Source organism: Roseivirga misakiensis (assembly GCF_001747105.1).
In the GTDB taxonomy this organism is placed as follows: domain Bacteria; phylum Bacteroidota; class Bacteroidia; order Cytophagales; family Cyclobacteriaceae; genus Roseivirga; species Roseivirga misakiensis.
On the sequence record NZ_MDGQ01000005.1, the window covers coordinates 2,562,678 to 2,587,119 of the forward strand.

General features: G+C 39.2%; 23 protein-coding genes. 11 read left to right on the plus strand and 12 right to left on the minus strand.

Going from position 1 to position 24,442, the window contains the following annotated elements:
- Window positions 1-10 precede the first annotated feature (10 nt).
- Window positions 11-1,537, plus strand: a complete 1,527-nt coding sequence (locus BFP71_RS18880; protein ID WP_069836953.1) for an OmpP1/FadL family transporter — start codon at window positions 11-13, stop codon at window positions 1,535-1,537.
- Window positions 1,538-1,539: 2 nt separating this feature from the next.
- Here BFP71_RS18880 and BFP71_RS18885 read toward each other — a convergent pair whose 3' ends face one another.
- Genes BFP71_RS18885 through BFP71_RS18895 form a run of 3 tightly spaced genes read right to left on the minus strand, consistent with a single transcriptional unit; the run spans window position 1,540 to window position 3,599 of the window.
- Window positions 1,540-2,061 carry a shikimate kinase gene (locus BFP71_RS18885; protein ID WP_069836954.1) on the minus strand — a complete coding sequence of 174 codons (522 nt, stop codon included), beginning with the start codon at window positions 2,059-2,061 and terminating at the stop codon, window positions 1,540-1,542.
- Window positions 2,062-3,054, minus strand: coding sequence for a DoxX family protein (locus tag BFP71_RS18890; RefSeq protein WP_069836955.1), 993 nt, complete (start codon window positions 3,052-3,054; stop codon window positions 2,062-2,064).
- Window positions 3,054-3,599 carry a DUF1599 domain-containing protein gene (locus BFP71_RS18895; protein WP_069836956.1) on the minus strand — a complete coding sequence of 182 codons (546 nt, stop codon included), beginning with the start codon at window positions 3,597-3,599 and terminating at the stop codon, window positions 3,054-3,056. The genes BFP71_RS18890 and BFP71_RS18895 overlap by 1 nt, the downstream gene beginning before the upstream one ends.
- A 31-nt stretch (window positions 3,600-3,630) precedes the next feature.
- Between BFP71_RS18895 and folP the strand changes: the two genes are divergently transcribed.
- The gene (gene folP, locus BFP71_RS18900; protein WP_069836957.1) at window positions 3,631-4,488 is read left to right on the plus strand and encodes a dihydropteroate synthase; all 858 of its coding nucleotides are present in this window, start codon (window positions 3,631-3,633) and stop codon (window positions 4,486-4,488) included.
- Window positions 4,485-5,333, plus strand: coding sequence for a diadenylate cyclase CdaA (cdaA, locus tag BFP71_RS18905; RefSeq protein WP_069836958.1), 849 nt, complete (start codon window positions 4,485-4,487; stop codon window positions 5,331-5,333). Before folP ends, cdaA begins: the two co-directional genes overlap by 4 nt.
- 4 nt (window positions 5,334-5,337) lie before the next feature.
- Here the strand turns inward: cdaA and BFP71_RS18910 are convergent, their stop codons facing one another.
- The 8 genes from BFP71_RS18910 to BFP71_RS18945 all read right to left on the minus strand — a co-directional run bounded on the left by BFP71_RS18910 (window position 5,338) and on the right by BFP71_RS18945 (window position 14,169).
- Window positions 5,338-6,480 carry a 6-bladed beta-propeller gene (locus BFP71_RS18910; RefSeq protein ID WP_069836959.1) on the minus strand — a complete coding sequence of 381 codons (1,143 nt, stop codon included), beginning with the start codon at window positions 6,478-6,480 and terminating at the stop codon, window positions 5,338-5,340.
- 10 nt (window positions 6,481-6,490) lie between these two features.
- Complete coding sequence (locus tag BFP71_RS18915) at window positions 6,491-7,636, minus strand: 6-bladed beta-propeller (RefSeq protein ID WP_069836960.1); 1,146 nt, start codon at window positions 7,634-7,636, stop codon at window positions 6,491-6,493.
- A 54-nt stretch (window positions 7,637-7,690) separates the two neighbouring features.
- Complete coding sequence (locus BFP71_RS18920) at window positions 7,691-8,863, minus strand: 6-bladed beta-propeller (protein WP_088125123.1); 1,173 nt, start codon at window positions 8,861-8,863, stop codon at window positions 7,691-7,693.
- Window positions 8,864-8,894: 31 nt separating this feature from the next.
- On the minus strand, window positions 8,895-10,088 hold the full coding sequence (locus BFP71_RS18925) for a 6-bladed beta-propeller (RefSeq protein ID WP_069836962.1): 1,194 nt from the start codon (window positions 10,086-10,088) through the stop codon (window positions 8,895-8,897).
- Window positions 10,089-10,090: 2 nt separating this feature from the next.
- A complete protein-coding gene (locus BFP71_RS18930) occupies window positions 10,091-11,260 on the minus strand; it encodes a 6-bladed beta-propeller (RefSeq protein WP_069836963.1) in 1,170 nt (389 codons plus the stop codon).
- Window positions 11,261-11,416: 156 nt separating this feature from the next.
- Complete coding sequence (locus BFP71_RS18935) at window positions 11,417-12,586, minus strand: 6-bladed beta-propeller (RefSeq protein WP_069836964.1); 1,170 nt, start codon at window positions 12,584-12,586, stop codon at window positions 11,417-11,419.
- 133 nt (window positions 12,587-12,719) lie between these two features.
- Window positions 12,720-13,913: a glycine C-acetyltransferase gene (gene kbl / locus BFP71_RS18940; protein ID WP_069836965.1), complete on the minus strand. Its 1,194-nt coding sequence runs from the start codon at window positions 13,911-13,913 to the stop codon at window positions 12,720-12,722.
- Window position 13,914: 1 nt separating this feature from the next.
- Complete coding sequence (locus tag BFP71_RS18945; RefSeq protein ID WP_069836966.1) at window positions 13,915-14,169, minus strand: hypothetical protein; 255 nt, start codon at window positions 14,167-14,169, stop codon at window positions 13,915-13,917.
- Between the two features lie 169 nt (window positions 14,170-14,338).
- Between BFP71_RS18945 and BFP71_RS18950 the strand changes: the two genes are divergently transcribed.
- The 3 genes from BFP71_RS18950 (at window position 14,339) to BFP71_RS18960 (ending at window position 16,504) form a co-directional block, all read left to right on the plus strand.
- Complete coding sequence (locus tag BFP71_RS18950) at window positions 14,339-15,298, plus strand: NAD-dependent epimerase/dehydratase family protein (protein WP_069836967.1); 960 nt, start codon at window positions 14,339-14,341, stop codon at window positions 15,296-15,298.
- 40 nt (window positions 15,299-15,338) lie between these two features.
- Window positions 15,339-15,941, plus strand: coding sequence for a hypothetical protein (locus BFP71_RS18955; protein ID WP_069836968.1), 603 nt, complete (start codon window positions 15,339-15,341; stop codon window positions 15,939-15,941).
- A 68-nt stretch (window positions 15,942-16,009) separates the two neighbouring features.
- Window positions 16,010-16,504, plus strand: coding sequence for a hypothetical protein (locus BFP71_RS18960; protein ID WP_069836969.1), 495 nt, complete (start codon window positions 16,010-16,012; stop codon window positions 16,502-16,504).
- A gap of 44 nt (window positions 16,505-16,548) precedes the next feature.
- Here the strand turns inward: BFP71_RS18960 and BFP71_RS18965 are convergent, their stop codons facing one another.
- Entirely contained in the window at window positions 16,549-18,000 is a 1,452-nt protein-coding gene (locus tag BFP71_RS18965; RefSeq protein ID WP_069836970.1) for an NADP-dependent isocitrate dehydrogenase, read from the minus strand.
- A 182-nt stretch (window positions 18,001-18,182) separates the two neighbouring features.
- Here BFP71_RS18965 and BFP71_RS18970 point away from each other — a divergent pair, with 182 nt between their 5' ends.
- The 5 genes from BFP71_RS18970 to BFP71_RS18990 all read left to right on the plus strand — a co-directional run bounded on the left by BFP71_RS18970 (window position 18,183) and on the right by BFP71_RS18990 (window position 24,369).
- Window positions 18,183-18,968 carry an enoyl-CoA hydratase/isomerase family protein gene (locus BFP71_RS18970; protein WP_069836971.1) on the plus strand — a complete coding sequence of 262 codons (786 nt, stop codon included), beginning with the start codon at window positions 18,183-18,185 and terminating at the stop codon, window positions 18,966-18,968.
- A 165-nt stretch (window positions 18,969-19,133) separates the two neighbouring features.
- Window positions 19,134-20,648 carry a lipopolysaccharide biosynthesis protein gene (locus BFP71_RS18975; protein ID WP_069836972.1) on the plus strand — a complete coding sequence of 505 codons (1,515 nt, stop codon included), beginning with the start codon at window positions 19,134-19,136 and terminating at the stop codon, window positions 20,646-20,648.
- Window positions 20,649-20,698: 50 nt separating this feature from the next.
- Window positions 20,699-22,456, plus strand: coding sequence for a tetratricopeptide repeat protein (locus BFP71_RS18980; protein ID WP_069836973.1), 1,758 nt, complete (start codon window positions 20,699-20,701; stop codon window positions 22,454-22,456).
- A complete protein-coding gene (locus BFP71_RS18985) occupies window positions 22,434-23,201 on the plus strand; it encodes a DUF4292 domain-containing protein (RefSeq protein WP_069836974.1) in 768 nt (255 codons plus the stop codon). Before BFP71_RS18980 ends, BFP71_RS18985 begins: the two co-directional genes overlap by 23 nt.
- A complete protein-coding gene (locus BFP71_RS18990; protein WP_088125125.1) occupies window positions 23,188-24,369 on the plus strand; it encodes a murein hydrolase activator EnvC family protein in 1,182 nt (393 codons plus the stop codon). The genes BFP71_RS18985 and BFP71_RS18990 overlap by 14 nt, the downstream gene beginning before the upstream one ends.
- Window positions 24,370-24,442: the final 73 nt, after the last annotated feature.

A 24,442-nucleotide genomic window follows, 5' to 3' on the forward strand; every position in this document is an offset into this window, starting at 1 on the left:
AACTCATCAAATGAAAAATAAAATAAAGCTTATGGTGATAGGCATGGCAGCGCTTTGCCTTCACTTTAACGCAACTGCACAAATACAACCCGGTTCATTCGGTTATTATCAAGATGCTCTTAGGTTTAGTCAATCTAATACAATCGGTACAGCAAGACTAGCTGGTATGGCTGGCGCTGGCTCCGTTTTAGGTGGCGATTTAAGTGCCGCATCTTTGAACCCTGCCGGGCTCGCGCTTTACAATAGATCTCAGTTTGTTTTTACCCCAAGTTTGAACTTTAACCAGTACAACACGTCGTTTTTAGGACAAGGGAGTAACAACGAGAAGTCAAGACTGGAGATTTCTAACCTTGGCGTAGTAATCAACTTTAATAAAAGTGATTTTATTCCAGGCGGATGGCGTGGTGGTTCAGTTGCAGTTACTTATAACAGGAAAAACGACTTCAATCAAAGATTGACTTACGGTGCCAACAATAACAATAGCTCAATTATAGATGCCATGCTGGACAGAGCAGATGGTTTCTTCTCGAATGAATTAGGTGGTATTGAACAGGTTGGCTTTGACCATTATTTAATTAATCCATTGCCCAATGCGCCAGACTTTTATGTTTCTCCTGTAGAAGGTTTTCCTTTTCAAGAAGAATCAATCACTAGAAGTGGACACACGGACGAAATCAATATAGCTGGGGGTGCCAACTATGATGACAAGATTTACATCGGTGCAGGTTTTGGTATTGTTTCCAGCAACTATCAAATGAGTAGAGTATATAGAGAGTCTTTCTCTGGTACTGTCCTTGAGTCTTTCAGTATTGACGAACTCTTTGATGCTTCTGGCACAGGGTTCAATGCGAACGTAGGTGTAATTGTGAGACCAACTGATTTCATCAGAATTGGGGCTTCCATTACCACCCCTACTTGGTATAACTTCAGTGAGGAGAGTGATGCTATTTACAACTCCGAATACAATAATTTTGATGTATCGGGCTTTGAGGATAATGGTCAGCGAGTCATTTTAGAGGATACGGTTTTAAATAGCTTACAAAGCCAAACGAACGTATTCTTTTCTGATTACGACTTAAGAACTCCTGCTCGGTTTAATCTAGGTGCTGCTTTCTTTATTGGAAAAAGTGGATTTATAACAGCCGATATTGAGCGTGTAAATTATGCTAACTCCCACGTCTCGTCTTCAGATTTTTCTGCTGATAGTGACAACAGAACAATTGCGAGCATCTATCAAGCGACTACTAATATTAGAATCGGTGGCGAGTTTCGTTACAAGGAGTTTAGATTTAGAGGTGGGTTTGCCTCAATAGGTGATCCAACTAATGAATTATTGGACGATGTAGACCGATCTAGAACAGTTGTTTCTGCTGGTGTAGGCGTAAATATGGGAAGGTATTTCTTAGACTTTGCTTACACGCAAACCAAGTTCAATGATTCTTTTACATCCTACACTTTCGCTGATGGTGTTGGACCAACCGCTACTACCGAAAACAAATTAGGTAATGCGCGAATAAGTCTTGGACTTAACTTCTAATCTCAAAGATCATTAAGTTTAGAGATAATCGTTTCCGCTGTGATTCGGTTATCTCTAATTTTTATTTGGGCCTGACTGTAATAGGCTTCTCTTATGTTCTTCATTTCTCGAATCTCTTGGATCAAGTCTTGATGATCGTAGCTAGTAAACATAGGTCGTTTCTCCACTCCCCCTTCAATAATTCTTAGCGCTAAATCTCCCGGGTTGACATCTAAATAAATGGTAGTGCCACTCTCATTCATCGCATCCATGTTAAAATGAAAGCAAGGAGTGCCTCCACCTGTCGCTAAAACGAATGTATCCTCAACGGCAATCACTTCGTGTAATGCTTCTTTTTCGTAAAGCCTGAACTGACCTTGTCCTTGGTTTTTGAAGATATCAGGTATGGACAGGCCTTCTCGCTCAACAATAACTTGATCTAGGTCGATAAACTTATAACCTATGGATTTGGCTAATGACTTACCCAAGGTAGTTTTACCCGAGCCTGCAAGCCCAATTAAAAATATCCCTTTCTTAACACTCATCTACTTTAGATTTGAAAGCAGTTCTACTGCACCAGGCACATCATTGTAATGCCATTTATTCAACACCTCTCCGTCTTGCAACAACACCAACCCTGGGTTTGAACGAATCATCGTTTTCAAAAGTGTTTTATCGGAATAATAGTACGGTATTGGTAATTGTACTGTGTGTCTTAGGTCCTCAAACTGAGCACTTGAAGATGCCGTTACGGCAGCTACCTCAATATCATTGCCCAAGGCACTTATTAGACTATTGATCATGGCATATGACTCAATATCTGTCGTCTCAGTTTCATGAACTACCACCAATAACTTCTTCCCTTTAAGCGATTCTAAAGTAAAATCCGCTTCATCGCCCCATATCGCATAGTTAGTGATTTTTGGCACAGCTCCCGGATCATCAGAGGGTGGCAGCATATCTGTAGGTATATCTGTCCCAACTTTATAAGCTCTAAAATCAATCGAAGGCAGATGGTTGATCGACCATACTTCTATGAAGAGGCAAAAAACCAAGGTAATTGAGACCGCAATTGTCTTAAACTTATTTGCCGCTAAAAGCTCATTTTTCTTCCTATTCAAGAACAGAAGAACGATCAGCACTAATAAAATGACATCTTTCATAAATGATTGCCAAGGCGTCAACTTAATGGCATCTCCAAAACACCCACAATCGGTGACTTTATTGAAATAAGCAGAATAGAAAGTGAGAAAGGTAAAGAATATGATCATTACCAATAGCGAGGTTGTTACAAGTTTCTCTCTGTATTTTAATAGAAGTGCCACGCCAAAAACTACTTCTAAAGTAGATAGCAGCATGGAAAGAAAGAGAGAAGCAGGTTTCAGTGCCTCAAAAAAAGGTGCTATGTCAACGGCAAAGACCGTAAAATACTCTTCAAGTTTAATTTGAGTGCCAACAGGGTCATTGACTTTTATAAGGCCAGAAAAAATAAAGAGACCTCCTACTATAAATCTTGCCGCTGTGTTTAGTGCCTTCATCACTCAGGTTTTTGCATCAGAATCATACAAAAAACGGCATAATTGATCATATCCATGTAGTTGGCATCAACCCCCTCAGATATGATCGTTTTACCTGCATTATCTTCGATTTGCTTTACCCTAAAGAGCTTCATTAGAATAATATCGGTAATCGACCCAATTCGCATATCTCTCCAGGCTTCACCATAATCATGGTTTTTGTCCATGAGCAATTGCATGGTCTCATTCACATACTTATCATAAAGGGGCTCCAACTCACTAGCCTCCATTTCCATAGGATCGGCATTAGTCAGTTTCATTTGAATTAAAGCAATGACACAGTAATTGATAATCCCGATAAATTCTCCAGAAATATCATCGTTCACTTTCTGCGTACCTTTTTCTTGAATGGAACGAATACGCTGCGCCTTAATGAAAATTTGATCTGTGATAGAAGGCAACCTTAGGACTCTCCAAGCCGTTCCATAATCTTGCGTTTTCTTCAGAAATATGTCTTTACAGGCCTCAATAACTTGCTTATATTCGCCTACCGTTTGTTCCTCCAAAGTGAATGCTATTTAAATTTTCAGACAATTCTTGAAGGCGAAAGATAACTTATTTCAGGTTAAAACCACATTGAACATTCGTGGAAATCTGGTTTCATTAGAAACGCCCAAGGTTATGGGAATTCTGAATGTAACTCCAGACTCTTTCTACGCTGAAAGTAGGGCAGATTCTATTGACCAGATTTTAAAGAGAGCCGAGCAGATGCTAATCGAAGGGGCATCAATTTTGGATATCGGTGGTTATTCTACGCGCCCAGGTGCCGATGACATCTCTCCCGCAGAGGAGTTAGAAAGAGTCGTGGAACCCATTAAAAGCATCAGTCAGAGATTCCCAGAAGCCATTATTTCAATAGACACCTTTAGAGCCGAAGTTGCAAAAGCAGCCGTAGATGCTGGAGCCACTATGGTTAATGATGTTTCAGGTGGAAACCTGGATAACAAGATGTTTGAAACCGTGGGACAATTGAAAGTGCCATATGTTTTAATGCATATGCGTGGAACGCCACAGACTATGAAAAGCCTTGTGAACTACGACCATCTGCTCAACGATATTTTGTTTGAACTAGATGAAAAGTGTCATCGACTTATCGAACATGGTGTCTATGATATACTGATAGACCCGGGCTTTGGCTTTGCAAAAACCATTGACCAGAACTATGAAATCCTTCGGAATTTGGGTTTATTTAAGAGATTGAATCATCCAATACTTGCTGGTCTATCAAGAAAATCTATGATTTATAAGAGGCTAGATTCTACAGCTGATGAGGCACTTAACGGCACCACGGCTTTGAATATGGCGGCTTTAATAAATGGAGCATCAATATTGAGAGTTCATGATGTCAAAGCGGCAACGGAGACAATTACTTTATACGAAGCTTACAAAGGTTGATATTCGCGTTTAAAATAGGGTTTCTTGAAGTTAGGTGGATAGATATCCTGGACATCCTCTTGGTGAGTGTACTGTTATATCAACTGTACAAGCTCTTAAAAGGTAGTGTGGCCGTACGGGTATTGATAGGATTCCTAGTGCTATACCTAGTCTACTTAATGGTACGAGCAGCCCAGATGGAACTTCTCGCTGGTATTTTAGGCCAGTTCATGGGCGTTGGTGTGCTAGCCGCTATCATCATCTTCTCACAAGAGATCAGAAAGTTCTTGCTTATCCTCGGTAAAACTACTTTTAGACAAAATGGCATTTTGCAATCAGTAATGATCTGGAAACGCAAAGTAGAAAAGGAAACCACGAACATTACGCCGATCATAGAGGCTATAAAATCCCTTTCTACTACAAATACTGGTGCTTTAATGGTTTTCTCTAAGAGTTCTGAATTGAAATTTTATGTCGATTCGGGTGACTTGATAGATGCTTTTATCTCCAAGAGGTTGTTAATTTCCATTTTCAATAAGTACAGCCCGTTACACGATGGCGCCGTTATAATTCACCAAGGAAAGGTGAGAGCCGCCAGATGTATTTTACCAGTCAGTGAAAGAGACTTACCTGCACAATTTGGGATGAGGCACCGGGCAGCGCTTGGCATGTCCGAAGCCACTGACTCGTTAACTTTAATTGTATCTGAAGAAACCGGGCAAATGTCTCTAGCGAGAAACGGGCAAATGGATAGCAACCTTTCAATACCCGAAATCCGTCGGCGCATTAACGCATACCTACAAGAGACGGAAAAAGAGAATAAAGTAGAAGAACCAGAAAGTCAGGAACCTGGAGAAGCTGCTTAAGGCTTTATTTAAATGATATCCATGCTAGGACGGGGTTTTCAGATGATTCAATCTCCTGAAGTGTAGTACCCTTCAATTCAACTTTTTCACCAAGCCCATTTTCAATAAATTCAGCAACATCGGTGGATTGAATACTAACTAACAACATATCGTTATCCCAATAATAAGGATCAATAGAGTAGTTTTCCTTTTTACTATTTCTCAAATCCAACCTTTTGGTATCACTTGTAAATCGATTGATTAGTTGAGCCTGAATTTTTCCACCCCAATAATATTGAACAAAGATATATTCTGGCCCCACCAAAGCTTGGAACTTATTTACAAACCCCTTCCTTTTCAACATGACATTCGCTTTGCTTCTGTCCGATAGCAGTTCTTGATCTTTCCAAGCCCATTTATCTCCAAAACACAAAGATAATAACGGCCTAAAGCCTCCATTGTCATCTATAAAGACAGTATCACTTATTGCGTCGTGATAAGTCAAATGATCGCCAAAGGCAATAAAGGGACTACGCCAAAAAACGCCGAATGGTTTGACATACTTTAGCGGAATAGATTCACTCGATAAAGACATATCTTCATTTAGAATCAAAATTGAAAAATTCCGGTTATTATCAAACTTTTGAGTACTGACATCTAAATAGTATTTCCCATCCCAAAATGCCATTTCATTTGGTGAATAAGGCAGTTTCTTCGATCCTAGATGCTCGCCATTTACGTTAAAATTATGGATTCTCATGCCTGTTGCATCAAACACGCCAATGATATCATCTTCTACCCAAGAATTGAGTAAAAAGGAGTATTCCTCTGGTCCAGCGCCTTGGTTTGAAATTCGTCTTTTAAACTCCCCATATGGTCCATAAATGAAAAGAGATCCATTTTTGGGATCTCCTAAGACAAAGTCATTACCTAGTTTACTAATGTTATAAAAGTTGGAAAGAAAAGATTCTTGCGTTTCTTCCAGTTTTAGAATCTCGACTTTTTCAATGGCGTCCCAAATTGGTGATAAACTCTCCTCAACATCAACAACATAGGACTTAAACTCATCCAAATCCCTCAAAAGAGGCTCCTTTTCCTTACTTAATCGTGAGCATCCAAGAATCAACAGAAAAGTCGAAAAGCATAAAACAAAAAGAACTTGTTTCATTCCAACCTTCTTATTTAAAATTTACCCAAACTAAAACTGGATTCTCTGATTCAGAGATTTGTTCTAAGGACACACTCCCCAGCAAATTTGTATTATCATTTCCTACTGCCGACACCAGCTCCTCTATAGCATCTGGTGTGACTAAGCTAATGAGCTTTTTTCCCTTAAAGCGGATAGGTACCAAAGGAATTCTTTCACTTTCTATCCACTTATGTTCGTAGTGATAAAAAGTTCCAGATGCTTTATCGATATAGCCCTGTCGTGGTGGTTGTTCAAAGCTATAGGTATATTCTATTTCAATTCTGTCTTCCCCATAAACCATGGTATATCCCCAGATCTTTCCTGATTTATTCATAGCATCCATGGTTTTACCATCCAAGTTTCTTGTCAAAGGAAATTCCTTCCATAACCAATCGTCCCCAAAGTCGAAATGCACGTAGGGTTTTACTACCCCATCCTTAATCTGGTAAATAGAGTCTGTCCAAAAAGGGTTAAAAAGTGCTTTATCATTAAAAAGCTGAAAGTCATTATTGGGCGGGGTCACTGGAATTCCACCAGGCTTATTTAAGGGTAATGCATATGAGGTGGGCTTTAACTGAGCATCCGTCATAATAAGGTTATGCTTTACGGAATCCATCCCTATCGGAAAGCCCATGCCCAACAAATAACCGTCATCAAAAAACAAGGCATCGTCCATCGGGTAGGGAAAATCGATCTTCTGGATGAAATTTCCGCTTAAGTCAAACTGCATGAGTTTTTCACCTTCATAAACAAACGTCTCTATAAATCCATCCCTAAAATTAGAACTAGACATATAGGCGTACTCTTTTGGCCCTCGCCCCTTTTTGTTAAAGTGTGAAACAAACTCTCCTAGCTTATTAAAGGAAGTCACATCTCCCGCATCTTCATCTATCACAACAACACCATCTTGATGGGTAAAATAAAGCGCGGTAGGTTTTAACAGAGATACACTTGTCTCTTCCAAACCCAGAATTTCGATGCTTTCGACCTGATCTAAAAAGTCGGTTTTCTGAGCATCCATTTCGATTTTATAGGTCCTGAAAGAATCGTCATTCGTAATGACTTCAGCTTTTTTATCTTGACATGAGAGTGCCAAATACAGAAATAAGACAGGTAGTAGTTTTAGTCGATTCATATTCAACTATAATTATAGTTAATTTGAATTAAAACTCCATATGCCGATCATCTTTTACCAAGTACTACTCTCTTTCAATTTCATCCTGACTAATACTGGGTTCTCAGATGACTCAATCATATCTAAATTAGCGCTTCCAATAAACTGATATTGATTCTCATCTAATTTACCCAATAAGGATTCGAGTTGAGTGGATTGCATGGTAAAGAGAAAATCATCTCCGTCCCAGCCAATACTTGAGATACCATACCGCTGATCAGCATAAGAAGAGTCGTCTATTTTTACAGTACTTTTTGATCTCCGATCGATGAAAAAATTATGTGCAGGGGCTCCCGATACAGCCCTCAAATAGATGTAATTTTCACCTATGCGATTATTCATGAACCAAACCTGCCCACTCTTCTCGGCCTCAACCATCATCATTGTATTAAACTCAACGCCGGGTTGAAAATACCAATCCTCCCCAAAGTCATAATGAATGTATGGCATTAAAGAATCGGCGCCAATTTTGTATACAGAGTCTTTACCCAACTGAAGAAAAAACACATCATCGCCCACTGGAAAAACACTCTTATTACTCATAGAAATCCCAAAGTCTGGAAACTTCTCAAAAGGCAAAAAAGTGTTACTCACTTTCATTTCACTATCCAGTATAGCAACCATGTACTTCAAAGAATCATTTGTTAAACTGTAGTTCATGTCCAGTGCATACCCTCCGTTAAATGGGTGTAAATGCGTTGCGTTTTGTGGTACTCTATCGGTGCTAATAAAATTGCCTTCTACGTCGTAACGTTTAATATGCTGATCATAAGTGAAAAGACAAATCTGACCATTTTGTAGCCATACGTCATTCCAACCACTATATTCTTCTGGTCCTTCTCCCTTTCTATTAATCTTTCTGATAAAATCTCCACCTTCACTGAAAATGTAAATATTACCTTCACTTCCAGGAACAATCATCTGGTTCTGATAAAATTCAATTTGCCTCACGTACCCCAATAAAGACTCTGGGGTTTCCTCTAAACGCGTGATCTCAATTGATTTGATTAGCTCGGACAGACCTATTTCTTCAGCTTTTATATCTAAAGAGTAGGATTGAAAACCGTCGATTAAAGGTAAACTTGGTTCTTCTTGCGTGGTCTTTTCCCCACTACAACTACCTAGCAGGGAAACCAGGATAATTAGCCCAATACATCTAGCCATTACTCCGAAATACATTCTGTTCATATTTTATCAATTAGCGCGTTTATTTAACTGTTTATCTTTTCGAAAAACCTTTAATCTTCATTCTAAGTAATACGGGGTTTTCGGATGATTCTATTTCCTCCAGAGATGACCCTTCAGTAAAAGAATACTGTTCTTCATTTAGTTGATCTACAAGGTCTTTAAATTGGGTTGATCGTAAAGTGAACAGAAATTCATCTCCTTCCCAACCGATCGCAGCAATATCCAACTGATCGTCATTTGTAGTTCTTGATTTAATACTAACACTTTGTTTGGTTTCCTTGTCAATGAAAAAGGAATAGTCCATTCTAGGACCAAGTGTTGTATACAGATAAATATAGTTGGGACCTAAAGTGTTGATCACGAACCAGGCCTGTTGGTTGCGGTTAGCATCTTCATAATAGTCTGAATTCAATTCAACACCAGGTTGGAAAAACCAATCTTCACCAAAATCATAAAGTATAAATGGTATTACCTCGTCAGGGGTTATCTTGTAGACAGTGTTGTTCGTTACAGGCATGTAGAACAAATCATCACCTAAAGGGAAAAACGAGTTAAGGGGTAAATATATCCGAAAACCCGGATGTGTCTGAAATGGCAAAAAAGTTTTATCGAGCTGCATCTCTTCGTCAATAGTCACCAAAGAATACTTCAACGAATCCTGGGTATATGCCATAGTCATGTCCATTATATGCCCGTCTAAAAATGGATAAATATGTCCAGCTCGTTCGGTCAAACGATCCCTACTGAGAAAACTACCTTCTAAATCATATCGAGTGATAGACTTACCTCTACTATGAATATTCAAAATCCCATTCTCCAACCATAAATCAGTCAAACTTATGTACTCCTCTGGTCCCTCCCCCTTATGGTTAAACTTACTTAAAAAATCACCTCTGTTTGAATAGATATATATAGTTCCATCATTATCGGGAATTACCATCTTATCCTCATGAAACATAATTTGACCTACAGAGCGCAATAGCGACTCTTCTGTTTCTTCGAGCCGAGTGATTTCAACCGACTCAATGAGATCAACAAAACGTGTTTTCTCTTCCTTGAGATCTATTTTGAAGGACTGAAGTTGTTCATTATCACTATTGATTATTTGATTTGTCGATTTCTCATTTGAACAACTACAAGTTATTACGGCAAGGAATACTGTAATGGCATATCCAAAATCGCCAATTAAACCTTTACTTTTGAAAGCCTTATTTGTCTTGCCCATACCTACTTCTTAGAATAATCTTTGACTTTCATCCTCAATAAAACAGGATTTTCAGATGATTCAATTTCCTCCAAACTGGTCTGTCCTCTAAATTGATATTGATTCCTTTCGAGGCCACTTATTAAATATTCAAGCTGGGCTGATGGTAGTGTAAAAACGAACTCATTGCCCTCCCATTTAATACCTGAAATTTGAACTTGCTCGCCAGATTCAATATCACCACTAAACCTAATAGTTTGACTAGTCTCTCGGTTGATAAAAAAATGTGCCCTTTGATCAATTCCATGATTGGCGCGTAAAAACAGATATTCTGAACCAATAGTATTGTAGAGCCACCAAACAGTGCCAGACTTACGCGCTTCAGCCAGCATCCCATCAACAATCTCAACTCCAGGTTGAAAATACCAATCATCTCCAAAATCATAGTGAAATGCCGGCTCAATGGAATCTCCCGTTAACCTATAAACTGTATCTTTAAAAAGAGGAAAGACGAGCACTTCATCACCCAATGGAAACACCGATTTAGTGGACACACCATAGCCAACTTTGGGCTTGATGGCATACGGTAATAAAAGTTTATCAACCTGAAGATTTTCATCCAGCGTAACAACAGCATATTTCAATGAATCGTTGACCAACCTAAAATTCATGTCCAAAGCGTAACCTCCTCTATATGGATGAATATGGTCAGCTGGAATAGAAAATCTTTTGGAGGTTATAAAATTCCCTTTGAAATCGTATTGCCAAACCCCCTTTCTAAAGACATAAAGTGAAACTCTATCCCCCTCTAACCACATTTCCATGTAGTAAGGATATTCCTCTGGGCCATTCCCTTTTCTGTTTATTCTTCTTATAAAATCTCCATCATCGCTAAATATGTATATATCACCTCCCTTGCCTGGTAAGATCATCTTATCATCATAAAACTCAATCTGTATTACATTACTCAGAAGAGATTCCTCAGTTTCTTCTAAGCGAATAATCTCAAGATTCTCAATCAATTCAACAAATAGTATTTCATCACTTTTGACATCTAATTTAAAGGACTGATATCCATTCTTCTTAGTAAGTTCTGTATCGCCAGTCGATGATTTTTCACTTCCACAGCTAAGACAGAAAATAATAGGAACTAGATATGCACAATTGAGAATTCGTGACTTAAGGGTATTCATGAGTGTTTATTTTGACCTTCTTCAATTTAGACACATTTACGATTATGAACCAACCGCCTAACACTTAATGCTATAAAAAAGAAATGCCTCCCTTTTAAAGGAGGCATGCAATAACTTTTTTGTAAGAATTGGATTAAATAACGCCCAGTTCCATACCTACTTCTTTGAAAAATCTTTAAACTTCACCCTGAGTAATACAGGGTTTTCAGATGATTCTATTTCCTCCAGCGATGACCCTTCAGTAAAAGAATACTGTTCTTCACCTAGTTGATCTACAAGGTCTATAAATTGGGTTGATCGTAAAGTGAATAGGAATTCATCTCCTTCCCAACCGCTCCCTACTACATCCAAACTTTCATTGGTTGATGTTCTCGATTCAATACTCACGCTTCGACCAGATTGTCTATCAATTAGGTAAGAGTAATCCATTCTGGGACCTAAAGTTGTATGGATGTAAATGAAATTGTGCCCTATGTGATTTAATACATACCAAGCTTGCTTATTCCGTCGCTGCTCTTCGCTAAAATTGGGGGTTATCTCAACGCCTGGTTTGAAGTACCAATTCTCACCAAAATCATAAAAAATATACGGCACAAGAGTATCAGCGGTCACTTTATAGACTATGCTCCCTATTTCACGCAAATAAAGCAAGTCATCACCCAATTTGAAAATAGAATTAGGGGAGAAAGAAAATATAGAACCTAAAGATTTATCAAAAGGTAGAAAAGTCTTGTCGAGCTTAAGCTCTTCATCAAGGGTAATAAGAGAATACTTTAAAGAATCCTGCGTATACCTGAGGCTCATATCCAACAAATACCCTCCTTTATAGGGAAAAGCGTGAACCGCCCGCTCGGTCAATCTATCCCGATCAATAAAATTTCCCGCCAAATCATATCGATTAACTGCTTTACCAGTACTATGAACACTTAAAACACCATCTTCTAACCAAACATCCGTTAATCTTGAGTATTCCTCTGGCCCTTGTCCTTTATGATTAAACTTGTTCAAAAACTCACCATTTTTTGAGTAGATGTAAAAAGTACCCTGATTGTCAGGGAAGATCATCCTGTCTTCATGAAACATAATTTGACCTACGTAGCGCAATAGCGACTCTTCCGTTTCTTCAAGCCGAGTGATTTGAAGCGATTCAATGAGATCAACAAAGGGTATTTTTTCTTCGTTAATATCTATTTTGAAGGACTGATATCCATTCTTCTTGGTTAGTTCTGTATCGCCAGTCGATGATTTTTCACTTCCGCAGCTAAGACAGAAAATAATAAGAAATAGACATGCAAAATTGAGAATTCGTGACTTAAGGGTATTCATGAGTGTTTATTTTGACCTTCTTCAATTTAGACACATTTACGATTATGAACCAACCGCCTAACACTTAATGCTATAAAAAAGAAATGCCTCCCTTAAAAAGGAGGCATACAATTATTTTTTTGTAAGAATTGGATTAAATAACCCCCAATTCCTTACCAACTTCTTTGAAAGCCGCAATAGCTTTATCCAGATGATGCTTCTCATGACCAGCAGATATTTGAACCCTAATTCTAGCTTGATCTTTTGGCACTACCGGATAGTAGAACCCGATCACATAAATGCCTTTCTCCAACATAGCGCTCGCCATTTTTTGAGAAAGCACCGCATCATATAGCATGATTGGAACAATGGCATGTTCTCCAGGCTTAATATCAAAACCAGCAGCTGTCATTTGCTCACGGAAGTATTTTGTATTCTCTTCAAGTCTATCTCTTAACGTAGTAGTTTCAGAGAGCATATCGAATACAGCAATCGAAGCACCAACGATTGAAGGAGCTAAAGTATTGGAGAACAAATAAGGACGAGATCGTTGCCTTAATAAGTCTACAATTTCTTTTTTGCCTGATGTAAATCCGCCAGAAGCGCCACCAAGAGCCTTACCTAATGTACCTGTGATGATATCAACTCGATCCATACAGTTGTGATGCTCGTGAACTCCTCTACCCGTTTTCCCCATAAACCCCGTAGAATGACACTCATCGGTCATCACTAAGGCGCCGTACTTATCGGCTAAATCACAAATCTCATCCATTTTAGCAATGGTACCATCCATTGAGAAAACTCCATCAGTAACAATAATTTTCTGTCTGGCTCCTTTTTCATCAGCAGCAATTAATTGAGCTTCTAGGTCCGTCATATCACTATTCTTGTACCTAAATCTCATAGCCTTACACAACCTCACACCATCGATAATAGAAGCATGATTTAAAGCATCTGAAATAATAGCATCTTCTGCCGTAAATAATGGCTCAAAAACACCACCGTTGGCATCAAAAGCCGCGGCATATAAAATGGTATCTTCTGTTCCTAAGAACTCAGAAATCTTTTTTTCTAACTCCTTATGAATGTCCTGTGTACCACAAATAAACCTCACAGAAGACATCCCGAAACCATGACTATCAATAGCAGCCTTGGCAGCCTCCACCACTTTAGGGTGTGACGACAAACCCAAGTAGTTATTGGCACAGAAATTAATTACCTCATTGCCATCATCTGTTTTAATATCTGCAGATTGTGGTGTAGTAATTACACGTTCCTGTTTGTACAGACCTGCATCTTTAATCGATTGAATCTCTGCTTCTAGTTGTGGTTTTAACTTATCGTACATCTTAGTTGGTTTTCGGTTTTACCATTTTTGGTCTTGCCATTGGCTTTTTTGTCACCTTTACTTCCTCTTCTTCCTGTAAAGGAAATGCTCTTCTTGTACTGTTAATTAAGAATAACTTTTGGGCAGTAAAGCTATCGGGGTGAACCTGGTTAAATAGTTCTTCAAATTCCCTGAATCTCTCTGGTTCACCTTGAGCAAACCCTTTCGGGTCAATCTTCTTTTTGATAAGGTAACTTTCGAAATTCATCTCGTCCATGACACAACAAATATATGTGATTTTACGGCTTAGAGAACGTATTTGAAATCGACTTTTTCGGAAAAAACTCAGTCCAAGGTCACCCTTACAACAGCATTTCCCCTTTTACCCTGCAAACGTTTTACATATTAAGCTGTTTAGTTAATATTGCAGCAAATAATTGAAATCGATGGATAGGATATTAGTGATCGGCGCCTGCGGACAATTAGGTTCTGAATTGACCAATGAATTGGGCAAAATTTTCGGTAATGACAATGTAATTGCCTCAGATATTTCAGCACCGAATGCCGCCATAGAAAACTTCCATTTCGAACAACTCGACGTAATGGATGCCGATCGGTTGGCCACCATAGTAGATTCACACGGCATCACTCAAATCTATCATTTAGCAGCAATTTTGTCTGCCAAAGGTGAAGAAAACCCTCAGTGGGCTTGGAATTTGAATATGACAGGTCTTTTGAACGTGTTAGAGTTAGCCAAGGAAAAAAACTTGAAGAAAATTTACTGGCCGAGCTCCATCGCAGTATTTGGGCCTTCTACCCCAATGGATAACACGCCACAGCATACCGTTATGGACCCAAATACGGTCTACGGCATCAGTAAACTGGCTGGTGAGCGATGGTGCGAATACTATTTCGATAAATATGGTGTGGATGTAAGGAGCCTCCGCTATCCGGGGCTAATCGGCTACAAGTCTTTGCCAGGTGGTGGCACTACAGATTATGCCGTAGACATTTATCATAAAGCGCTTTCTGGAGAACCATTCGAATGTTTTCTATCCGAGGATACTTACTTGCCTATGATGTATATGCAAGATGCAATTAAAGCCACCATCGATTTAATGCAAGCCCCAGCGGAACAGGTCAAAATTCGATCGAGTTATAACATTTCAGCAATTGACTTTTCGCCAAAAGAAATTGTAGCGTCCATTAAAGAGCACATTCCAAACTTTACCGCTACTTATAAACCAGACTTTAGGCAGGCCATTGCCGACTCTTGGCCAAATAGCATTAGCGATGCCCAAGCACGAGAGGATTGGGGCTGGGATCACGCCTTTGATTTAACGAAAATGACATCCGATATACTAGAAAACTTACCTGAGCTTTTGGGTGACTTTCAAAAAGCGTAAATGCAACATTTTCTTGTAGATTGGGGTCTAACCTACTGATATGTCAAAAAAGAAGCCGGCCATTTTAAAGTTTATCGCTGAATTACTGATTGTCTTCATTGGTGTTTACGGTGCCTTTGAACTCAACAGATACCAACAAGCTGAAAGAGAAGACAAAATCAGAGAAAGGTATTTTAACAGTTTCATGTCTGAGCTGGTCAAACTTTCTGCGGACATCAGAGGAGTTCAAAAAGAAATTGACAAGGCCATATTAGATTTTGAGTCCAATCTTGCCGATGGGGATCAACCCAACCCTAAACCACTAAACATCTATTTTCAGGCCCCTATGCTGATCACAAAAGCGGGTTTCAACGAAGATGTTTTTACGCAATTAGATCCAGGTTTAGCAGCAAGCTTGGGTGGTGGCTATGATAATGTTCAAATCGTTAGTCAAAACATTTCGGACTTTAATGACATGTGCAACAGGCAGTTGATTTCAAATCAACCGATTCAGTTTTATAACCGAAACGGAAGCCTAAAGCCCGAATTCAATTGGTATTTAGAGGGATTAAAGAGACTTCAGCGATACATGAATAACTTATCCAATATGATCAATGGAGGGGCAATTCCGGCTACCGAAGAACTGATTGAAGGGGTAAGTTGACACCAAACTGTCAAACCAATTACAACCAAAAAGTTGTTTCAGCTGTCTATTAAGGCAAACGTTGAAAAATGAAGAAAATCTACCTACTCATTATGATAGTTACCGTGACCTTTGGTTGCGATAATAAGAATGAGTCAAGAATTGAAAGACGCTACTTCGAAAATGTTGCCCTGACTCTGCCAGAAGACAACCCAGGAGCTTATGTGGAGTGGGAACAAGGTGATAAAACTGCGATCGTTTTTTCCTACCAACACGAGGACGATAAAAACATTTCTGACGATGAACTAACAGAACTTTTGTATATAGAAATTCCGAGAGACATTTCAGAATTCGATATAGACTTAGCTGCTAACCAAATTGAGTCTGAGATAGCAGTGTATTTTGTTCACTCGTGCTTCTGCTACTTTGAAGAACCCTTTACTTTTATAAAAAAGGAAATCAGTGGTAAAAAAGTATCCAATAACCAATGGAATGTGTCATTTGATATTATCGCGGAATTCGATGGCAGAGAATATCCACTTAAAGATACTGGCACCTACGTTTTAAGCAGCTTCGAAAACTAAAAAAGGGGCCTAAAGCCCCTTTTCGTTTTATTAATAGTCTTTATTTATTCTCCTTGACTTAGAGAATAACCTCTTTCGCCGTCGAAATGGTATAAATGCTCTGTTTTGATAAAGTCAAACCCAGCTTTTTGTACACTAAGCAGCAATTCTATCACATCAGAGTTATTCAAAATCTTTCCATCAGGGTTGGTAAACCTACATCTCCAGTGATCAGTTTTGAAAGTCTCCTCCATCCCGTTTGGATAAACAAGCACACCTCTATTAGAAATCAGTTTCAACTTTAAATTCTCAGTAGAAGCTACATTTAAGAGTTTATCACCAATCGTATCAGGGTTTCTATTGTCCTCTCTCCAATCAATAAAAACATCTACCCCAACCAGTTCTTTCTTTTTGGCAGGTTTCTCAGCCACAGACACGTTGATCGCAACATCTTCATTGTATTTAACTGGGGCTAGTTTAGATGGCTTCTGCCCTAGCCTTTCAATCACGGCGTCAGCAAACTCCTTAGTACCTACTTTCTGAACACTTTGACCTTCTCGGTATATGTCACCGGTATGGATACCATCCTCCAGCGTTTTCAACCAAGCATTTTGGATCAATTCTGCCTTGTCTGCTTTACCCAGCTGAACGAGCATCATAGTAGCGCCATTGAGTAAGCCCGAAGGGTTAGCAATATTTTTACCCGCTATATCAGGAGCTGAGCCATGAATGGCCTCAAACATTCCGTGAGACATGCCAACATTAGATGAACCTGACATACCTACTGAACCAGCAACCTCAGCCGCGATATCAGAAATTACATCACCATATAAGTTTAGCGTAACTACCACATCAAGTGTTTCTGGCCTAGCAGCTACAACTGCAGACCCGATGTCTATAATCCAGTGGTCGGCCTCAATTTCTGGGTACTCTAACTTAATCTTGTCAAAAATTTCATGGAACATACCATCAGTATGTTTCATGATATTATCCTTGGTCATACAAGTCACCTTTTGGCGACCGTAAGCTCTAGCATATTCGAAGGCATATCGAATGATCTTTTCACTCCCCGGATCAGAGATCAATTTCAGCGTTTGCACAACTTCTGAAGTCTGTTGATGCTCAATCCCTGCATAAAGATCTTCCTCATTTTCCCTAACGATCACGATGTCCATTTTAGGAAAGAAAGAAGGAACATAAGGAACATAAGCTCTAAAAGGGCGAACATTAGAATAAAGACCTAGTGACTTTCTTATCGTGACATTCAAGCTTTTATAACCACCGCCCTGAGGTGTAGTGATAGGCGCTTTTAAGAAAATCTTATTGTCTCTTAATGTCTGCCAAGACTCTGGGCTTATACCAGACTTATGGCCAGCTTTATAGACTTTCTCTCCTATTTCGATAGTATCGTAAGCCAAACCCACTTCCGCAGCATTCATAATGCGCAGAGTAGCATCCATAATTTCTGGCCCAATACCATCGCCGTGGGCTACTGTAATCCTTGATTGTTCACTCATAATTTAAAAAAGTATTTACCTCCAAAATTTCACGGCAAATGTAATCACCACCGAATCATTATTGAAATTGTAAACCTTCAATTTGAAACATTGTTTATGAATGGAAAATATTCGCTGCCAATAGTATACTTTTGTAAGCTCTTACTGACCCTTAACTTTGAATTTTAGCTCAATTAAGAATCATGACTAATTATAAAAACCTCCTATTTGAAAATCAGGACGGCATAGTACACCTAACAATTAACAGACCTGACAAACTCAATGCACTAAATGTAGATACAATCGCTGAAATCAAGTCGGCCTTTGAAGTCATCTATGACGACGCATCCATCAAAGGAGTTATTGTAAAAGGAGCTGGTGAAAAAGCTTTTGTTGCAGGAGCCGATATCACTGAAATTGCAGAACTGACCGAGGTGAATGCAAGAAAATTTGCGGAAGCGGGACAAGAAGCTTTTGCGGCGATAGAAAATTGCCACAAACCAGTCATCGCTTTAGTCAATGGGTTTGCTCTTGGTGGTGGTTGCGAATTAGCTATGGCTTGCCACATGCGAGTGGCTACAGCTTCTGCTAAGTTTGGCCAGCCAGAGGTAAATCTTGGTATTATACCAGGGTATGGTGGCACACAAAGACTGACTCAACTAGTGGGCAAGGCTAAATCTTTTGAACTTTGCATGACCGGAGACATGATAAAAGCTGATGAAGCGTTACAATTGAGATTAGTCAACCATGTTGTCGATTCTATCGAAGAAGGCGTAGCAAAATCAGAAGAGATCTTAAATAAAATCATGGCGAAGGCGCCAGTAGCTATAGGACTTGTGATAGACTGCATTAATGCTGTCCAAAATGAACAAGAAAATGGCTACCAGACCGAAGCCAATGGATTTGCAGCTTGTACAAAAACTGATGACTTTGAAGAAGGTACTGCCGCATTTCTAGAAAAAAGAAAAGCTTCTTTTACGGGCAATTAATCTAATCAGAGATACAGAAGTTGCTTAGTGCAACTTCTAATAAACGGCTTGCAAGCGGTGTAAATTCGCGCTTCAACCATCAAAGAAGGGTGAATATTGCATACTTCGCATGCTGAAAATTGTACATTGCATTTTTAAGCCATTCCTAAAACCAATGATGGCTCAATGAGTCAAATAAAAAAACTTGCAGGACAGACCGCATACTACGGTATAAGCAGTATACTCGGCAGAGTATTAAATTTTCTGCTTTTACCAATCTGGACAGGTCGGCTGGAAACAGATCAATACGGCGCAGTTACCGTTTCTTATGCCTATGTAGCCCTATGCCTGATCGTTTTCACCTTCGGTATGGAAACGGCTTTTTTTCGGTTTTCTGGCAAGGAAAACAATCCTAAAATTTACAACAGTAGTGCCACTGCCGTATTAACAATATCGGGCATATTATCTACTTTAATCTTCCTATTTGCAAACCCAATAGCGGGTCTTTTGGGTAGTGGGGTTCAAGAGTCGTACATCCAATACTTGGCTGTTATCCTCTTCATTGATGGTATGGTGGCGATGCCTTTTGCTAAGCTTCGACTGGAACAAAAAGCGCTCAAATTTGCCATTATTAAAGTCACGGTTATTTCAGCCACGATCATCTTGAATTTACTATTCATAGCGGTCTTGCCAGATATCTATAACGGTGCTTACCTGGAAAGTCTTCAGGCTTCGGTACAAAGATTTTACAATCCAGATTATGGGATCGGGTACATTTTTCTGGCCAATTTAGTCGCAAACTCCTTATACCTGCCACTACTTTGGAAACAGTTCATTCAGATTAAACTACAAATAGACTGGCAGACATTTAAACCAATGCTAGGATACGCCTGGCCGATCTTTTTAATGGGTTTGGGAGGCATTTTCAACGAGCAAGGTTATGCACTTATTTTAGAACATGTAGCTACCGATGATTTGGCTACTACACCGAAAGATGCGCTTGGTATTTTTAGTAGTGCCTTTAAGCTTAGCGTAATTATGATGCTCGGAATTCAAGCCTTCAGGTATGCCGCCGAACCGTTCTTTTTTAGCCATGCCGATAATAAGCAAGCGCCCGCCTTATTTGGTAGAATAATGCACTACTTTGTCTGCTTTAATTTAGTCGTATTGGTAGCGGTTGCGCTGAACATTGAATTGATTAGCGATGTTTTCCTCAGAGACGATGACTATAAGCAAGCCTTATTCGTACTACCGATTCTGCTTGTTGCAAAACTTTTTTACGGAATTTATGTAAACCTCAGTGTCTGGTTTAAATTGACTGACAAAACAATTTACGGTACTTATTATGCCTTAATTGGAGCGGTAATTACACTAATAGGCAACATACTATTGATCAAACACCTTGGGTATTACGGTAGCGCTTTGACGGCATTGGCCTGTTATGGTACCATGAGCATATTATGTTACCTAAAAGGACGTCAAGCCTTTCCAATACCATACAATTTCAAACCACTATTCATTTACCTTATCCTAGCGCTCGCTATTGTTTACGGAGCAGATTTGATCGTCATTTCTAATACTTGGATGGCTTACGGAATCGACATTTTAATAACTTTAGTCTTTGTGTTTGTAATGTATTGGCTAGAAGGTAGAAACATTCAATATAAACCAGTTAAATCAAACAATCCCCAAGCACATTAAATTGTATAAACTTAACTGCCGATTAATTCGTTTCTTGAGTTATTAAACCTTTGAGGGCACTTTCCACCATATCACTAATTACACTTTTACTTTCCACAATCATCTTTGATGGCGTGGCACAGCGGAAGAAAAAAGGTGCCGAAGAAAACTTAAAGGAAGAAACAACGCCATATGAAATGGCCAATGCAGAGTACCTCATGATTGAGGCGCAGAAGTTCTTCTTACTAGAAGATTACCAAAAGGCACTAGCCTTTCTTGAACAATCCATAGAAGTAGACCCGGATAACCACGCCGCACATTTCAAAACAGCAGAAGTTCATTTAATCCTTGGCGAAAACACAAAAGGCCTTACAGCGATAGATAAAGCCATAGAGATACAACAAGACAATAAGTACTACTATGTCTTAGCCGCTCAACTTCATAAAGCAAGTAATGATTTTCAAGGCGCGGCACGTTACTACGAGCTCATGATGGCAAATGCTTCCAATTACAATTCCTATTTAATTGAGGTCACCAAAGTTTATGAGGAATTCGGAGCTTTTGAAAAAGCTATTTCGGTACTTGACGCAGCCGAGAAAAGCGAAACAGGTCTTACCTTCGACCAAAAATTCAGAAAAGTAGACTTACTGACCAAAACAGGAAAGTCAAAAGCTGCACTCGATTATTTAGCCGACTTGAATGCGCAGAATCCGGGGAACGCTAATATATTATTTAGGTATGCCTCTGCCCTTACCAATAACACACAAGTCGGTCGTGCAATCGAAGTATTGGAGTCAAGTAAGCTTAACACCAATGACTTGAAACTTCTACTAGCCGAAAACTATTTGAGTGCCGGTTTGCTAGACAAACAAAAGGAGATGTTGCTCTCCGTTTATAATGATTCTGAAGCCAACCTAAGCATCAAAACCTTGCTACTCGGACAATGGGCATTTTCGAGTGATCTAGCAGAAAACGCATATCTAGTTGATAGTCTTCAAACACAATTAGAAAAAGATTATCCAGAAGAAGCCATTGCGCTTGAAAACGGTGGACTGATATATTCTAAGCTTGCACAAATATCTACGGGTGCAGATCGTGAAAACTTTGAACTAAAAGCTATTGAGCGATACAAACGACTAACTGATTTAAGCCCAGGAAATTTCGAGGTGTGGAAAAAAGTATTGGCATTTGAAGACGAGAATGAAAAATGGTCTGAACTGGCAAAAGACGCTGAAGAAGCCTTGGATTTATTCCCTAATCAAGTACTGTTTTACCTGTATCTCGCTAGTGCAAACCAAGGACTTCAAGCGTATGATGAAGCCGAAAGTCTTTTAAAACAGGCATTGAGAATGACTGCCAGTAACCAAATGCTGAAAAGTCAAGTACTAGGCAAACAAGGTAGTTTAGCCCTAGCTAAAGGAGAAGAACAAGCCGCGATTAGCCTTTTCGAGCAATCCTTGACTTTAGACCCTCCACACCCAGAAAGTCTAGCCATCTATTCGGCCTTCCTCACAACATCTGACCCTCAAAAAGCTATTGCATTAATTGACCCAGTGCTTGCTTCATCTTTTAAAAGTCTGCCATTTATTAGGATTAAGGCGTCTGCACTTTTTAATTTAGCCGATTATACTGGGGCATATGAAGTATTAAACTCGGGATTGAGTGAATTTCCTGTTCAAAGGCGTGGAAACATGTTAGAGCTTTTAGGCGACATCCTTTTTAAGCTCAATAGAGTTGAAGAAGCGGTAATACAGTGGAAAGAGGCAAAAAACTTAGGAGGTACTTCAGAAAAAATAGATCAAAAAATTGAGAATAAACAATACAACTAGGACCCTCCTTTGGCTATTAGCCCTAAGTGCCACGCTAACGATTCAGAGTTGTAGCAAAAAGTTCTTAGGCTTCCGCTACGACCCCAAAGCAGAGCTTTCCTTAGAAGAAATAGAATTCGATTACTTCTCTTCACGAACGAAGTTCAAGTACAAGGATGGCAACAAAAAGAATAAGGCGACCGCCAATATTCGGATAAAAAGAGACAGCCTTATTTGGTTTACCCTTACCAACGGAGTAATTGAAGGTGTTCGAGGACAAATCACCCAAGATTCACTGGTTTTAATCGATCGATTAAACAAACAAGTGATCAGATATAGCTTTGATGATTTAACCAAGGAATTCAAATTCAAATTCAATTACGATCTATTTCAAGCCGTACTAATTGGGGATATGCCATTTGAAGTATCTCAAGAAGATGTACTTGAGAAACAGAACAACAACTACATTGTGGCGCAAACCAATGGCGATATGACTATTAGAAATAAAATCAGCTCTAAAACACGCCGTTTAGAAAACCTAAAAGCAAGTACTTCGCTGAATAAAAACACGTTAGAATTAAAATATGCTGATTTTAAGCTGTTAGATGACAAGCCATTTGCTTTTAAAGCTTTAATGACGCTCACATATTTTCCGGAGGGCAAAAAAGAAGAAGCCACCATAGATATAGAACACAATAGAGCAAGAATAGAAACTAAACCGCTACGTTTCCCTTTTAATATACCAGCACGCTATGAGCGTAAGTAGACTAGCATTAATAATTACCATTTCCATATTGGCCATTGCCTCTTCAGTGGCCCAAACAGAACGCCAGCGCTTAGAAAAACAGAAGAAAGCCATACAAGATAGAATCAGACAAACCCAAAAGATACTATCGCAAACCACCAAAGAAAAGAGCAACTCACTGGGCCAATTACGAGCCCTTAATAGCCAAATACGATCTAGAAGCTCTTTAGTCAATGCCATCAAGAGCGAGGTAGACTTTTTAGACGAAGAAATTTCCGAAGATCAAAGCATCATCAATGCAATGGAAGACGATCTGACCGCGCTTAAAAAAGAATATGCTGAAATGGTTTATACCAGTCAGAAAACAAGTTCAGGCTTCAACCAACTCACATTTATTTTCGCTTCCAGCACCTTCAATCAAATGTTTATGAGACTGAAGTACATTCAACAATACTCTGAAGCAAGAAAAAAGCAGGGTGAACAAATAAAAGCTGTGCAGGCCAGTTTGAACGAGCAGATTCGAGAAATTGAGAACCAAAAAGTAGATAAACAAAACCTCCTAAACCAAGAGCTCTCCGAAAACCAAAAACTGGCAGGGTTACAGTCACAACAAAGGCAATTGATTTCAGAACTAGAGCAAGAAGAAAGTAAAATCCGAAGAGAACTAGCAAAGCAACGAGATTCAGAAAAAGAATTAGACGAGAAAATTGATGCTATTATAGAAGCAGAGCGCCTAGCCGCCCTGGCCTCTTCCGTAGACCTAACCAATATTAACAAAGCATTTGAGGAGCAGAAAGGAAAACTACCTTGGCCAGTAGAAGAGGGATTTATCTCTTCGAAATATGGAAAATCTCAACACCCTACCTTAAAACGAGTAACCCTAACGAACAAAGGAATAGATATTCAAACGACACAAAACGCGAAAGTAAAATCAGTTTTTCCTGGCAAGGTGAGTGCCATTATGTCTATTCCAGGGCAAGGGAACACCGTGTTGATTCAACATGGCGAATATTTTACAGCCTACTCTAAGTTAAAAGCAGTTGTCGTGAAAAAAGGACAGCAAGTTGCCGCAAATGAAACACTTGGTCAAGTACTAACCGATAGCAACGAAATCTCAGAAGTCAAATTCAAAGTCTTTGATCAGAAGGCAAATGTGAACCCAGAAAGCTGGCTCGAAAGAAAAAACTAATACAGCTCACTAAAACTTTACGCAAATGATCGCGTTAAAAGTGCCTAAACATTACTGTTTAGCACTGCTCAAG